The sequence below is a fragment of the Actinomadura sp. NPDC048955 genome, assembly GCF_040649435.1.
GTDB lineage: Bacteria > Actinomycetota > Actinomycetes > Streptosporangiales > Streptosporangiaceae > Spirillospora > Spirillospora luteofluorescens.
The window spans coordinates 1-13,704 of record NZ_JBEZJI010000105.1 but is presented as its reverse complement, the minus strand read 5'-3'; the positions used below and the strand labels follow the sequence as shown (position 1 = coordinate 13,704).

Genomic DNA, 13,704 nt, shown 5'->3' with positions numbered 1-13,704 from the left:
CACCCTCGGCAGCAGCGACTCAACCCGCTCCCACAGGCCGTCACACGCGACCCACGGGGGTTACTCGCCCTTACACACCCGCCCACACCACACCCAACCGTCACTGCATGTCGCGCTACATACACATTTTGTTACGACCTCTAAGAACCCCAACGGGGGCCTCGCGCGTCGCGGATAGCCGAGTTAGGCCGTTAGGCCCCCACGGAAACCACCGCGCCGCACGATCAGAGGGCGCCCCCTGACACCGCCGTAGACGGAGAAGCCCACGATGGCGGAAACCGGGCGCGATGTGCCACAACTCTGTACGTGATCAAAGAGACGGGCCCCCGGTGGGAGGCCCGTCGGTGTTTGCATGAAACCCTGTGGTCTTCTGAACAGCTACGCGCTGCCCGTCAGTTTTCCCATTTATTGCCCTGGCTCTCCGCGGCTTCCGCGGACGCGCCAAGCTGCTCCATGTTGCCGGCGATCAGCGCGCCGGTCACGGTCTTCTCGGCCTCGCTCGGTATGCCGATACCGCCTCGGCCGCGGTGGCTAGTTCGTCGATCCCGCCGGCGTCTTCGAGGGCTTTGAGCACCAGCCGACCGACCCGTTCCTCCACGCCTTCGGCGTCTGGACCAGGCCCTTCGACGTCGGGCGCCTGGCCGGGGCTGGAGTCGGTGGGTGTGGTGGCCTCGCGGGCCGCGGCCAGCACATCGCCGAGCACGCCTATCAGCCGCTCGGTCTCGGCGCGGTTGGCCGCCTGAATCTCCTCAAGTCGCTCCCGGCCCTTCTTGTGCAGGGTGGCCATGCGCTTGCAGAACATGATCACCACTTCGTCCCGCGCCGCCGTGCGGCATTCGTGCAGGAGGCTGATCAGCAGCGTCAGCCGCTTTGTGGTCGTTGAGGACCTTGCGCATGTCGGAGGCGTCGGTCACCCGCGCCTCTGCCGGCGAAGTGCGCGATCTTGCCTGGAGGTATCCCGTCCAGCCATTCCTCGGTCGCCCCGAGCGCGTCCAACCCGGCCAGGTGCGCCAGGCGGTCCTTGAACTTGCCCAGCGTCGCGGCCTGCGCCGAGTCCTTCAACCGGTCGAACTCGCTACGTCGGGTCGCCGGGTCGACCCACAGCAGCCACTCCAACCGCGCCCGCTGCATCCGGTCCGGCCGGGCCGCCACCGAGGTGAACATGCCACCGTTGACCTCGGTGCGGATCGAGGCGGCCATCGCGTTCAGCGGGTTTAGCCGGGCAGCTCGCAGCGTTGCCGCACCAGCTCGTCCAACGCCACGTTGATCAAGTCGGCCGGGTCGTCCTTGGACTGCACCGCCGTGCGGATCGCGGCCTCGGCCACCGCCCGCACCTCGGCTGGCGTGTACTTCACCCCGATCCGCGTGCGCACGAAGTCCCGGTGCCGCCACAGCGTACGGTCCGACTCGTGCGCCGCCTCCACGGCCCCCATGACGCGCTCGGCGATCTGTTCTGGGGATTCGGGGCCGCGATCGCCGTGCAGCCAGGGGTCAAAGCTGACGGCGACCAACCCTGCCTCGGCCAGCTGCCGCAGGACGGGCAGGTGCCCTTCCTTGGTCGAGGTCAGGTGCGGCAGCCACAATGCCAGCGGAGCGCGGGAAGGCCGTGGCTCGGGCTCGACCCACACTACGGGGATCTCCTCGACCAGCGTTCTGGCCACCTCACCGGCGCGGAAGGCCGTCATCGGGCGCTCCTCAGCGTAGCGGTGACCGACTCAATGGTCTCGGCCAGGACGTCGTCGAGCGGCGCGGGTTTGAGTTCGAGTTCGCGTTCGGTGCGGGTGGAGTCCAGGACGTGCGGCTGCTGGTAGAGGTAACGCATTTCGGGGATCTCCGCCATGATCGGGTCGGTTCGGCCCAGCCGTTGCAGTTCCTCCTGCGACATGACGCCCAGCGCCGGTGCCGCCGTCCCAGCGATCTCGGCGAGGCGCGTGGTCAGCGCTCGGACCGACAGGTTGGAGGTGGATGGCACGTGCCAGGCGCGGCCGAACGCCCCGTCGTAGCGGCTGGCGGCGACCAGCGTGCGCGCCACATCCCCGGTGTGGCTCCAGCTGTGCGGCACGTCGAGATCACCTGGATAGGACACCGGCTGTCCGGCCAGCACCGCGGGAACGACCAGCATGGTGTAGAGCGAGGCGGCACCCGCGCCGAGGTATTCGCTGGCGCGCACCTCGGTGACGCGGACCCGGCCCGCCTGGTGTGCGGCCAGCGCGTCGATCCACATCTGCGCGCGGACCCGGCCCTTCACGGTCGTGGCCGCCATCGGCAGCGCTTCGGTGATGGAGCCGTCGACAGCCCCATAGCCGTAGGTGTTGCCCAGCATGATGTATCCCGCGTCGGTCTGTTCTGCGGCCGATAGCAACGCCCCGGCCAGGGGCGGCCACTCGGCGGGCCACCGGTCATAGGGCGGCATAGCGCAGTTGAACAAGGCGGTCGCGCCCTTCGCCGTCTCCACCAGGGTCTGGACGTTCCGGGCGTCGACCGCCACCGGTTCGATGTGCGGATGATCCGGTCCGGCGCCGCGACGCGACACCACGCGCACCCGTTCCCCCGATTCGGCCAGTAGGCGCGCCACGGCGTTTCCGGTGGGGCCGGCCCCCACCACGACATGCAACGACAAGAGAGTCTCCAAAGATTCGCAACCGTCACGGACGGCGGCTGGCCGCCCGAAAGACAACCGTAGGGACGGCCAGCGCGACGAACCATGGCCGATTCTCTGCAATTCATGTCCGTGCGTCTGAATCGGATGGCGATAAGGTGCTTCTGTGGACATGCTCAGCGACGTGCTCACCGCCATGCGCGGCGGCCGACCTCACGCGGCGCGCACCCGCGCCCGAGCTCCCTGGGGAGTGCGCTTCCCGCCCGCGGACGGGGCGGGCTGTCACGTGATTCTGCAGGGCTCCTGTTGGCTGATCCCAGCTAACAGCACACCGCAGCCACTGAACGTCGGAGACGTGGTCTTCCTCCCGCGCGTGACCGGCTATGCCTTGGCCGACCATCCCGACAGCCCGGTGGTGGAGTTTCGGCCATGCCCCGACGACGGTGACGCCCCGCTCGACCAAGTGCGCATCGACGGTGCCGGTCCCACCGCCACGCTGCTGTGCGCCGCCTACTACTTCGACCGCGACCGAACCCATCCCCTGCTCGACGAACTGCCCGACATCATCCGATTGTCGGCCGAGGTCGGCCGACACACCTCCCTGCGAGCCACCGTCGAACTCCTCGGCCGCGAACTGGTCACCCCGCAAGCCGGGACCGCCGCGATCCTGACCTCGCTCATCGACATGCTGCTGCTGTTCATCCTGCGGGCCTGGCTCGGCGAGCAAGCGGCCCGCACCCCGACCGGATGGGCCGCGATCTTCAACGACCCCGCCATGATGTCGGCGCTGCGTGTCATCCACGCCCACCCCGAACAGGCCTGGACAGTCGAGGAACTCGCCGCCCTGGCCGGAATGTCCCGGGCCACCTTCGCCAAGCGATTTGCCACCCTTGCGGGCCGCCCACCCCTGGGCTATCTCACCTGGTGGCGTATGACGACCGCCGCCAGGCTCCTACGCGAAAGCGACGCACCCCTGCGCAGCATCGCCGAACAAACCGGCTACACCTCGGAGTTCGCCTTCGCCAAGGCCTTCAAACGCCAGTACGGCCAAGCCCCTGGCCAGTATCGAAGGCAAGACCCGGCCACCGACAGGCAAGAACGACCTCGTCCCGACAGGGGCTCTGCGTATCCATTGACGTCTTCGAGACGGTGATTCCCGATGAGGCTTGAACACCCCGCTCCCTGTCTCGTGTGGCTGAAGCGCCCCGGGTCGGATGGAGGCTCTGATGTACCCCGCCCTCCGTGGAGCCACATTGGTTGACTTTCGTGCCATTGCCCCCCGAGAAGAAGCCGACATGCCACGCAAGGGCTACCCGCCGGAGTTCCGTCGCAAGGTACTGGATCTGGTCGAGGCCGGACGTCCGGTCCGGGAGGTCGCCCGTGATCTAGGAATCAGCGACCAGACCATCTACACCTGGCGCAAGCAGGATCTGATCGACAAGGGCCAACTGCCCGGGGTCACGACGACCGAGCAGGCCGAACTGCTGGCCGTCCGCAAGCGGATCCGCGAGCTGGAGACCGAGCTGTCGGTCACCAAGCGGGCGATCGAGCTGGTGCGAGAGGTGGTGCCCCCAAAAGGCGGTTCGAAGCGATCGCGGTGATGGCCAGCGAAGGTCTGCCGGTCCAGGACGCCTGCCGGGTGCTGGAGGTGTCAGAGTCGGGCTACTTCGCCTGGCGGAGCCGGTCGCCCTCGCCGCGATCGCTGCGGCACGCATGGCTGACCGAGCGGATCCGGCAGATCCACGCCGCCTCTCGTGGCACCTACGGCGCGCGTCGTGTCCATGCCGAGCTCACCTTGGGCAGCGGCCTGGTCGTGTGGCACGGCACCGTGGAGATGCTGATGCAGCGCGAGGGCATCCGCGGCCTGCCCGGCAGCCGGCGACGCCGTCCGGTCCCGCAGGTCCCAACTGCGGCCGATCTGGTCGACCGGGACCTCCCACCGGGACGCCCCCAACAAGTCATGGGTCACCGACATCACCGAACACCCACCCGTGAGGGCAAGGTGTACTGCTGCGTCGTCCTGGACGTCTACTCCCGCCGCGTGGTCGGCTGGTCCATCGACTCCACCCAGACATCCACGCTGGTCGCCAACGCGCTCGGCATGGCCATCCAGAACCGCGCCCCGCAGCCGGGCGGGCTGATCCACTCCGGTCACGGGGTGCAAGGCGGACTCAACCGGTCGTCGCAACACCTCGCTCTCGGTAGTGTTGGATGGGTCGGCCAGCTGGGTGGATGCAGGCGCTGACGGGGCGGTCACCGATGAGGTCACCGGGTGCGCCGGCGCATCGTCGGGAGATCGAGCGAGCGTTCTGGCCGGAGATCGCGAAAGGGCTTCTTGCCGAGGAGGCCGCGGCTGCGGTCGGGGTGTCGCAGGCGGTGGGTGGCAGGTGGTTCCGGCATGGTGGCGGCATGCCACCGATGGATCTTGCCCCGCTCTCCGGCCGGTGCCTGTCCTTCCACGAGCGGGAGGAGATCGCGATCTGGAACGCGCAGGACGTTGGGGTTCGGGAGATCGCACGGCGACTCGGCCGCCACCCGTCGACGATCTCCCGCGAGCTTCGGCGCAACGCCGCGACCCGCCGCGGCCGGCTGGACTACCGCGCGTCGGTCGCGCATTGGAAGGCCGATCTGGTGGCCCAGCGCCCGAAGGCAGCCAAGCTGGCCACCAACGATCGACTGCGCCAGTACGTCCAGGAACGGCTGCCCGGTCAGATCCACGGTCCGGACGGGGCGGTACTCGGACCAGAGGCCGGGCCGCGGAAAGGGCGAAACAAGCCGCACCGAGGAGACCGCCGGTGGGCGACCGCCTGAAGCCCGGAGCAGATAGCCAACCGACTGAAGGCCGACCTCCCCGAAGATAAGTCCATGAGGATCAGCCACTAGGCGATCTACCAGGCCCTATACGTCGAGGCCCGTGGCGCGCTCAAGCGCGAACTTGTTGCCTGCCTGCGCACTGGTCGTGCGCTGCGGGCTCCCCGAGCCCGCTCCAAGCGCAAGGCGTGGGCTCACGTCACACCCGAGATGATGATCAGCGAGCGCCCTGCCGAGGCCGATGACCGCGCCGTCCCCGGGCACTGGGAGGGCGACCTGGTGATCGGGTTGGAGCGGTCGGCGATCGGCACGTTGGTTGAGCGCACGACCCGCTTCACGATGCTGCTCCACCTGCCTCGCCAGAAGGGATTCGGCGTCATCCCGCGGACCAAGAACGGGCGCCGCTGGCCGGCTACGGCGCCGAGACGATGAAGAACGCCCTCGCCGCCACCATCAGTGCCCTACCTGAGCAGCTGCGCCGGTCACTGACCTGGGACCGAGGCAAGGAGCTGTCAGCACATGCCCAGTTCACGATCGAGACGGGCGTCCCGGTCTTCCTCGCCTACCCGCACAGCCCGTGGCAACGCGGCACGAACGAAAACACCAACGGCCTACTCCGCCAGTACTTCCCGAAGGGCACAGACTTGTCTCGCTGGAGCGCCGACGACATCGCGGCAGTCGCAGCGGCTCTCAACGCCCGACCTCGTAAGCCCCTTGGCTGGAAGACACCTGCCGAGGCGTCGAAGTGACCATTTACTATCGCTCCAACAGGCCGGTGTTGCGTCCACCCGTTAGGTCCGCCCAATACACCTCTTTCCGGTTCACCAGGCACCTGGTCGACGCCTCCATCGGCACCGTCGGCGACGCGCTGGACAACGCGTTGATGGAGTCGGCGATCGGGCTCTACAAAACCGAGCTGATCAAACCTGATGGGCCGTGGAAGAACCGGACCGGCGTCGAGCTGGCCACCGCCGAGTGGGTCGACTGGTACAACACCACCCGACTGCACGGTGAGATCGGCCATATCCCACCCCGACGAATACGAGTCCCTCTACTACTCCCAACCCCACACAGAGCTGCAGGTCACAGCCACAACCTAGAGCCTCCATCGAAACCGGGGCGCTTCACCCGTCAAACGTTCCCTGATCGCCTACGACCACTGACCAACACCGATATTTCCCATCAACGATCTAGCTCTCTAGCATCCGGCAGATCCACAAGTACATCACAAAGCGCGTTGCCGAATTGGGCTCTCTGGGATCAAGCGCGGTGGCCTGGGGACCGCGCCGACGCGCGGCCTGTCCGGGCCAGGCGCGTCTGCGGCAAGGGGAGGTCGTCGGCTTGGCAGTCGATGACCTCGATTTTCTCGGCGATCCTACATCAGCGTCCGGCGGCAGGCGCGGTTGGTCGCCAAGCGGCTCGCGTTCAGCCTCGCCAAGGGGGTCAAGGAACGTGGCGTGCCGCTGCCCAGTTCGCTCGCGCTGCGCGCTTCGGCTCACATCGCCGCAAACCCGCCGGTGGAAGTGACCTTGCCTTGGAAGACTCCGGACGGCCCCCCGCACACGGCGCGGCTCCTGGTCGCTCGGTCGAGTGGCCGTCCCCATCAGGGGAGCGGCTCCAACTACATGTGGCATGCGGTCCGCAAGACCATCGGAGTTCCCGAGACGCCTGAGAATGGGATGCACGTCCTTCGCCACACGGCGCCCTCGGCGTGGCTCGCTATGGGTGTCGACATCCGTACCGTGGCCGAGTACCTCGGGCACGCTGACCCCGGTTTCACGCTCCGGACGTACGCGCATCTGATGCCCAATGCGGCCGACCGTGCCCCTGGCCATGGATCAGTTCTTCGACCAGGCGGGCAAGATCGAAAACGCAAGGGCCCTGAATGTGCCCCTCACAGCCATGACCGCGACAGAAAGCGCAGGTCACCGCGTTCGGCTCAGGCTCGAACTTCAGATTCCATGGCGCCGGCATCGGCAGATCGCCGCAGCGGCAGCTCGCCGTCGGCTCGATGGGGAAGCGGCGCTCGTTGGCCCGTCGTGCCAGGTGGAAGCCCCGTTAGGGTCGCCGACGGACTCTTGACATGCTTTGCATGCACTGCATACTTAGCTCGTGTGAGTTTCAAGCGAGAGGGGGCGCCGTGCTGAGTCCCTGGCAACTGGCCGTCCTCGCGGTGGCGGGAGTCCTGGCCGGCGCCGTGAACGGGGTGGCCGGTGGCGGCTCACTAATCTCATTCCCCACGCTGCTGGCGATGGGCTACCCGCCTGTGACGGCCAACGTCACAAGTGCGGTGACGACCCTGCCGGGTTATGTGGGTGGGCTGGCGGGCTATCGACAGGAAATGGTCGCGGTCGCCCCCCACACCCGGCGGCTTGCCGCAGTGAGCGTCGCCGGTGCGGCGGTAGGTTCGATGATCTTGCTCATTGCTCCAGCCGAGCAGTTCACCTCCGTGGTCCCGGTGCTCGTCCTGGCGTCCGTCATCGCTCTGGCCGCGCAGCCGATGGTGGCCCGCCGCCTTTCGCGGGCCGGGACGGAGGTTGGTGGGCGCGGGCTGCTCCTCGCCCATTTCGTGGTCTCCGTCTACGGCGGCTACTTCGCCGCAGGGCTCGGCGTGATGATGCTCGCGATCCTCGGCACTTTCGTGTCCGAGGATCTACACCGGCTCAACGCGCTCAAGAGCGCCCTGTCGCTGATCGTCGGCGCAGTGTCCGCGCTGTGCTTCGCCGTGTTCGGTCCTGTGCAGTGGACGCCCGCCCTCGTCATGTCGCTCGCCGGCATTGCTGGCGGGCGCGGCGGGGTCACCCTTGCCCGGCACCTGCCCCCGCATCACCTTCGTCGGCTCATCGTCGGTGTCGGTCTGGTTCTGTCCACCGCGCTTTTCCTGAGGTGACCATGCTTCCCCAGCGCACCGACCTGCTCATCACCAAGACGCACCTGATCTCGATGGATTCCGCCGTCGGGGACCTGCCGCACGCCGACATCCTGGTCCGCGACGGCCGGATCATCGAGATTGGCCCGCATGCCACCGACCGGGTTCCGGGCGACGTGCAGCTCGTCGACGGGACCGGGACGGTCACTTTGCCGGGCTTTGTCGACACGCATTGGCATCTGTGGAACTCCCTGTTGCGCGGCATGGTCGGCGACCGGCCCGGCAACGACTACTTCACGGTCAAACGAGCCCTCGCACCGCACTTCGAGGTGGCCGACTTCTACTGGGCTGCGCGGTTCGGGTTGGCCGAAGCCATCAGCGGCGGCATCACCACCGTGCACAACTTCGACCACAACGTCCGCGGGCCGCATGACGCCGACGCCAACATCCAGGCCCATCTGGACTCCGGCCTGCGCGGCCGCTTCTCCTACGGTTTCCCCGATTCCGCCGAGCCGGGCACGACCAACGACCTCCATGACCTGGCAGACCTGCGGACGCGCTGGCCGGAGAACCGGCTCGACGGCCGCCTGGACTTCGGTATCGCGGTCCGCGGGCCCTACCGGACTCCGCCGCGCGTGTACGAGCGCGAGTGGGAAACGGCGCGCTCGCTCGGATTGCCGATCACCATGCACTGCGACCGGTGCCTGCGCGAGGACGACTGCCGCGGCTGCGGTCTGGTCCGCCTCGAAGAACTCGGCCTGATGGGTGAGGACCTGCAACTCATCCACGTCGTGCACGCAGACGAGCAGGACATCCGCGCGCTGGCGCGGACCGGGACCAGAGTCTCGCTGAGCCCGATGACGGAGCTGCGGACGATGGGGTTTCCCAAGATCACCGAACTTCTGGAAGCCGGAGTGCAGGTGTCCCTGTCTCTGGACACTCTTGCCATGCCCACCAGCGCTGACGTCCTGGGGCACCTGCGCACGATCATTTCGGTGGAGGCCGCCCGCACCGGATCCGGCGTGATCACACCACGCAGGATGCTAGAGCTGGCAACAATCGACGGCGCCAGGGACCTCGGCCTCCAAGAGGTCACCGGCTCCCTCATCCCTGGCAAGCGCGCCGACTTCGTGCTCCTTCGCTCGTCCGACATCAACCTGGTGCCCTCCGGCGATCCGGTCGAGGCACTGGTGTACACCGGCCAGATCGACAACATCGACACCGTCATCGCCGACGGCCGAATCCTCAAACGGCACGGACGACTCAGAAGCTTCGGAGGCGAGCAAGATCCGGTCACCGTGGCCGCCGCCCGCCGTGATGCCCTGGTGCGAAGGGCAGCGGCAGAGGGGAACCGGAACGGGCCGGCCGCCGCCAGCATCGCTCCATTCGATGGCACTCAATCCCGTAGCCCAACCCCGGCGAATGCCCAATCTCCAGGAGGTCCGATATGAGCGCCACTCCTGTCCCTCGAGCCCCCTCCGTACCGAGACCGCCGCTGACCTCCCGCACAGCGGTGGCTATGTTCGGCCTCCTGCTGCTGGCCTATGCCGTCAACGCCATGGACCGCATGGTCTTCCCGGTCCTGCTCGTCGAAGTCCGTGCCGAATACCGCTTCGGGATCGAGGCGGCGGGCCTGCAGGCCACTGTGTTCGCGCTCGGGATGGGGCTGGCGGGGTTGCCCGCCGGGCGCATCCAGCGCCTGTTCGGACGCAAGTGCACGATCGTCTTCGGCACCTTGGTGTTCTCTGCCGCGACCGTCCTGACCACAGTCTCTGTGGGCTTCGCGGACATGCTGGTGTGGCGTGTGCTGTCCGGGGTCGGGGAAGCGCTTCAACTGGCGGCGATCATCACGGTAGCGTCCAGCACGTTCTCGGCCCGGCGAGGCGTGGCGGTCGGCAGCATCAACATGGCTTTCGCCGCCGGATCGGTGATCGGCCCCGCCGTCGGCAGCGGCCTGCTCGAAAGCTACGGCACCTGGAGAGCGCCCATGCTCGCCTTCGGTACCTTCGGCATCGTCCTCTCTCTGGCCATCGTGGTGTTCGTGTCGCCCAGGCTCACTGAGGCCGACGCGACGGCCGGTTTCACGTCGCACGTCGGCGGTGCAGGCAGCTTGCTGTCGCGCAACCCCCTGACGCTTGCCGTCATCACCGCGCTCTTCGGCCTGGTTGACTTCTCCTTCATCGGCCTGTACGCCACCTACCTGCGCGAGGAGCTGCACTACGGGTCGGGCACCGCGGGGCTCGTCGTCGGGTTGTCCGGGCTGGCGGCGTTCGCCTCCCCGTTCGGCGGGCATCTGGTCGATCGGATGAGCCCCCGCGTCCTGATTCCGGTGCTCAATCTCGGTGTCGCGGCCTGCGGATGCGCGCTCTTCCTCGTCCCAGGCACAACTGCCTGGCAGGCCGTCTTCTCGTTTCTGTTCGGGCTGGCGGCCAGCAGTGGCGTGTACGTCGCCGCCGTCGGCTACCTCGTCAAGTCAGTGGACGAGAAAGGTGTCGGTCGTGTGGCCGGCCTATTCGTCACCTGCGTTTACGTTGCCGCAAGCGTCGCCGGGCTCCTGTTCAGCAGCCTGGTCGCGGCTGCCGGCTGGACCGCGGCGGCCATGGTGCAGATCGTCGGTCTTTCGGTGCTCGGCGCCGTGCTGGGCCTATGTCTGCGTCCGGAACTGTTCAGCAAGATCGACAACACAAAGGACTGAGCCATGACCCCTGCTCTGCTCTGGTCGATCGACCAGACCGCCCTTCCCGTCGTCGGACGCACCGAGGTCTTCCCCGTCCGCCGCGTCTACTGCGTCGGGCGCAACTACATCGACCACATTCGGGAAATGAGGGAGGGCAGCGAACGCGACGACCCGTTCTTCTTTCAGAAACCGCCCGACGCGGTCGTCGCGACCGGCGCGACCGTCCCCTACCCTCCCCAGACCGACGACCTGCAGTTCGAGGGCGAACTTGTCGCCGCCATCGGCACGGAGGGCGCTGATCTCAGCCCACGGGACGCTGTGGCACACGTTTTCGGGTTCGCCGCGGGCATCGACCTGACCCGACGCGACCGCCAGCGCGAGTGCCGGGAGATGGCGCGTCCCTGGGAGGCCGGCAAGTCGTTCGACCATTCGGCGCCCTGCGGGCCCATCCTCCCCGCCGACGAGGCCGCCGGAACGCTCTCGGGTGAGCTGCTGCTCAGCGTCAACGACGAGCCGCGGCAGCGCACAAGCCTCGAGCTGATGATCTGGGACCTGCCTGAGATCGTCAGTCACCTGTCCCGCTCCTACCGGATCATGCCTGGAGACCTCATTTACACCGGCACTCCGGCGGGGGTAGCCGCCGTGCACCCCGGCGACCGTATCCGGGTCGACATCACCGGCCTGCCTGTTCTGACCGTCACCATCGGCGAAAGAGAAACCCATGCGTCCCAGTGAACGGCTTGATTACGAACCCATCGACGGCCGCCCACCGCTCAGTCTGCCTCGCGGCAAACGGACGGTGGTGTGGATCATCGTCAACGTGGAGACCTGGTCCGACACCGACCCCATGCCCCGCACCGTCCTCACCCCTCCGGCGGGCGGCATCCCCGCGCCGGACGTCCCCAACTGGGCCTGGCACGAGTACGGCAACCGCGTCGGCTTCTGGCGCCTGCTCCAAGCGCTGGACCGGCAGGGCGTGCGCGCCGCCCTGGCGATAAACGGACAGGCCGTCGAGCACTATCCGCAGATCACGAGCGCGGCACGCGAACGCGGATGGGAGTTCATCGGCCACGGGTTCACCCAGAAGAACATGCAGAAGGTCCAGGACGAACGGGCCGACATCCAGGCGACCACACGGGCGATCGAGTCGGCGACCGGCATCCGCCCCAGGGGGTGGCTAGGCCCTGGACTAACGGAGACCTGGGAGACGCCGGACATCCTTGTCGAAGAGGGATACGAGTATGTGTGCGACTGGGTCCTCGACGACCAACCCGTGGAACTGCGTACCCGAACATCGCCCCTAGTCAACATCCCCTACACCCAAGAATGCAACGACGTCGCGATGATGCTGATCCAGCATCATCCCGCCCGCGAATACTTCCAGCGAGCGGTCGACCAGTTCGACCAGATCCATAAGGACTCCGCCGACACCGCGCGGGTCATGGCTCTGGTCGTCCACCCTTACATCATGGGCGTACCGCACCGCCTGAAGTATTTCGAGCAGGCCATCCAGCATATCCATGCCCATCGTGACGTCGAGTTCTGGACCGGCGACCAGATTCTCGACTGGTATCAAGAGAACCGCCCTGCACCGGCACTCCGTCGGGAGCCAGATGGCCTGATCGCAAGTTAGCTCCGTTTAGTCCCGGGGGCGGTCGGTATCGGCAAGAGCAGATCCTGACCGCCCCTCGTGCGTTGGCGCCCTCGAAACCTGCCGAGCAGCGGTGGGACCTACGGGCACACCGCCGACCCGACGGGGGTTACGGCTGAGCCGACCCAAGGCCGAAGGGTCTGGCGCACCCCCGACCAAGAATCTGCATGCAGTGTATGCTCACAAAATGGCCGTCTCTCCCGAACCTCTGATCGGTAGCACGCAATCGGTCTACCTGGCGTTGCGCCGCCGGTTCTCGCAGGGCGAGTACGCCCCCGGTCAGCGACTGACGGAATCAGCACTGGCAGGGGAGCTAGGAGTGAGCCGCACACCAGTGCGAGAGGCGCTCGGACGGCTTCTGACCGACGGGCTAGTCGTGCCGGCAGCGCGGGGAGTCGCCGTCGTGGGCCTGACCCCGCAGGACGCGGCGCATCTGTTCACGCTCCGTGCCAACCTTGAGGCGCTAGCCGCCGAACTGGCCGCCGAGCGCCAAGCGCTGGGTCGGCTCGCCCCCGTCGAGGTCGACGCGCTCGACCGCGCCGCAGACCGGGTTCAGGCTGCGGTGGAAGCCCATGATGCTCGCGCCTCCGCCCAGGCGAACTTGGCCCTGCACCGTGCCATAGCGGCGGCGGCGGTCAATCCATTTCTCGAAGACGCCTTGAACCGCGTCTGGGACCGCATTGCCGTGACCACCGTGGCCAACCTGGACGACCCTCACTGGGCCTGCGCGATAACCGATCAGCACCGCGCCATCATCGCCGGCATCCGGGCCGGCGACCCGAAGGCCGCACGGGAGGCCGCCAAGTTCCACATCGAGGCGGCAGCTCGCGCCTATCGTCCCCTCAACGCCGAGGCCACCGCCGATGGCAGCTCTCCCTTGGGGCCGTGAGGGGGCTGCACTCTACCCATCCGCAGCGGGGCATGCCTTCACAAGGCGGCAGACAAACGTCACGGGGAAAGAAAACCTCCGACCGGTGGAGGACTACTTGTCTCCGCTGAGCCTTTTCAGCGGCAGTTCCGTGTGCGCTGATCACAGCATGATCGCGGACGGCGTGGGCGGTGCCGGACGTTAAGAAGCCCCTGGTAGGACGGTTGGT

Annotated in this window: 14 protein-coding genes and 3 pseudogenes; 13 read left to right on the top strand and 4 right to left on the bottom strand. The window is 67.4% G+C overall.

The annotated features are described in order from the left end of the window. Positions 1 to 478: 478 nt before the first annotated feature. From AB0C84_RS44005 to AB0C84_RS43990, 4 genes are read right to left on the bottom strand one after another with little or no spacing between them, the layout of a single operon-like run. A complete protein-coding gene (locus AB0C84_RS44005) occupies positions 479 to 802 on the bottom strand; it encodes a hypothetical protein (RefSeq protein ID WP_361078346.1) in 324 nt (107 codons plus the stop codon). A 59-nt stretch (positions 803 to 861) separates the two neighbouring features. Beyond that, the gene (locus AB0C84_RS44000; RefSeq protein WP_361078343.1) at positions 862 to 1,200 is read right to left on the bottom strand and encodes a hypothetical protein; all 339 of its coding nucleotides are present in this window, start codon (positions 1,198 to 1,200) and stop codon (positions 862 to 864) included. Positions 1,201 to 1,214: 14 nt separating this feature from the next. After that, positions 1,215 to 1,685, bottom strand: a complete 471-nt coding sequence (locus AB0C84_RS43995; RefSeq protein ID WP_361078340.1) for a DUF4158 domain-containing protein — start codon at positions 1,683 to 1,685, stop codon at positions 1,215 to 1,217. After that, entirely contained in the window at positions 1,682 to 2,620 is a 939-nt protein-coding gene (locus AB0C84_RS43990; protein WP_361078337.1) for an NAD-dependent epimerase/dehydratase family protein, read from the bottom strand. Before AB0C84_RS43990 ends, AB0C84_RS43995 begins: the two co-directional genes overlap by 4 nt. A 151-nt stretch (positions 2,621 to 2,771) precedes the next feature. On the opposite strand from AB0C84_RS43990, the gene AB0C84_RS43985 reads away from it, so the two are divergent. The 13 genes and pseudogenes from AB0C84_RS43985 to AB0C84_RS43925 all read left to right on the top strand — a co-directional run bounded on the left by AB0C84_RS43985 (position 2,772) and on the right by AB0C84_RS43925 (position 13,496). Then, complete coding sequence (locus AB0C84_RS43985; RefSeq protein WP_361078352.1) at positions 2,772 to 3,752, top strand: AraC family transcriptional regulator; 981 nt, start codon at positions 2,772 to 2,774, stop codon at positions 3,750 to 3,752. A 142-nt stretch (positions 3,753 to 3,894) separates the two neighbouring features. Then, positions 3,895 to 4,200 carry a transposase gene (locus tag AB0C84_RS43980; protein ID WP_361078334.1) on the top strand — a complete coding sequence of 102 codons (306 nt, stop codon included), beginning with the start codon at positions 3,895 to 3,897 and terminating at the stop codon, positions 4,198 to 4,200. Continuing rightward, positions 4,200 to 4,844 carry an IS3 family transposase gene (locus tag AB0C84_RS43975; protein ID WP_361078331.1) on the top strand — a complete coding sequence of 215 codons (645 nt, stop codon included), beginning with the start codon at positions 4,200 to 4,202 and terminating at the stop codon, positions 4,842 to 4,844. Before AB0C84_RS43980 ends, AB0C84_RS43975 begins: the two co-directional genes overlap by 1 nt. Beyond that, positions 4,832 to 6,205, top strand: a pseudogene (locus tag AB0C84_RS43970) (IS30 family transposase). Before AB0C84_RS43975 ends, AB0C84_RS43970 begins: the two are co-directional and overlap by 13 nt. A gap of 4 nt (positions 6,206 to 6,209) precedes the next feature. Continuing rightward, positions 6,210 to 6,431, top strand: a pseudogene (locus tag AB0C84_RS43965) (integrase core domain-containing protein); the annotation flags it as partial. 382 nt (positions 6,432 to 6,813) lie between these two features. Next, positions 6,814 to 7,557: a tyrosine-type recombinase/integrase gene (locus tag AB0C84_RS43960; RefSeq protein WP_361078328.1), complete on the top strand. Its 744-nt coding sequence runs from the start codon at positions 6,814 to 6,816 to the stop codon at positions 7,555 to 7,557. Next, complete coding sequence (locus tag AB0C84_RS43955) at positions 7,551 to 8,300, top strand: sulfite exporter TauE/SafE family protein (protein ID WP_361078325.1); 750 nt, start codon at positions 7,551 to 7,553, stop codon at positions 8,298 to 8,300. The genes AB0C84_RS43960 and AB0C84_RS43955 overlap by 7 nt, the downstream gene beginning before the upstream one ends. Before the next feature lie 2 nt (positions 8,301 to 8,302). Next, entirely contained in the window at positions 8,303 to 9,730 is a 1,428-nt protein-coding gene (locus tag AB0C84_RS43950; protein ID WP_361078323.1) for an amidohydrolase family protein, read from the top strand. A 68-nt stretch (positions 9,731 to 9,798) separates the two neighbouring features. Continuing rightward, positions 9,799 to 10,974, top strand: coding sequence for an MFS transporter (locus AB0C84_RS43945; RefSeq protein WP_361078320.1), 1,176 nt, complete (start codon positions 9,799 to 9,801; stop codon positions 10,972 to 10,974). 3 nt (positions 10,975 to 10,977) lie between these two features. Beyond that, a complete protein-coding gene (locus AB0C84_RS43940) occupies positions 10,978 to 11,691 on the top strand; it encodes a fumarylacetoacetate hydrolase family protein (RefSeq protein ID WP_361078317.1) in 714 nt (237 codons plus the stop codon). Next, complete coding sequence (locus AB0C84_RS43935; RefSeq protein ID WP_361078314.1) at positions 11,678 to 12,589, top strand: polysaccharide deacetylase family protein; 912 nt, start codon at positions 11,678 to 11,680, stop codon at positions 12,587 to 12,589. Before AB0C84_RS43940 ends, AB0C84_RS43935 begins: the two co-directional genes overlap by 14 nt. Positions 12,590 to 12,794: 205 nt before the next feature. Beyond that, positions 12,795 to 12,974 (top strand): annotated as a pseudogene (locus AB0C84_RS43930) (GntR family transcriptional regulator); the annotation flags it as partial. Positions 12,975 to 13,010: 36 nt separating this feature from the next. Further along, positions 13,011 to 13,496 (top strand): FCD domain-containing protein, encoded by a 486-nt coding sequence (locus AB0C84_RS43925; protein ID WP_361078349.1) that lies wholly within the window; start codon positions 13,011 to 13,013, stop codon positions 13,494 to 13,496. The last annotated feature ends 208 nt before the right edge of the window (positions 13,497 to 13,704 follow it).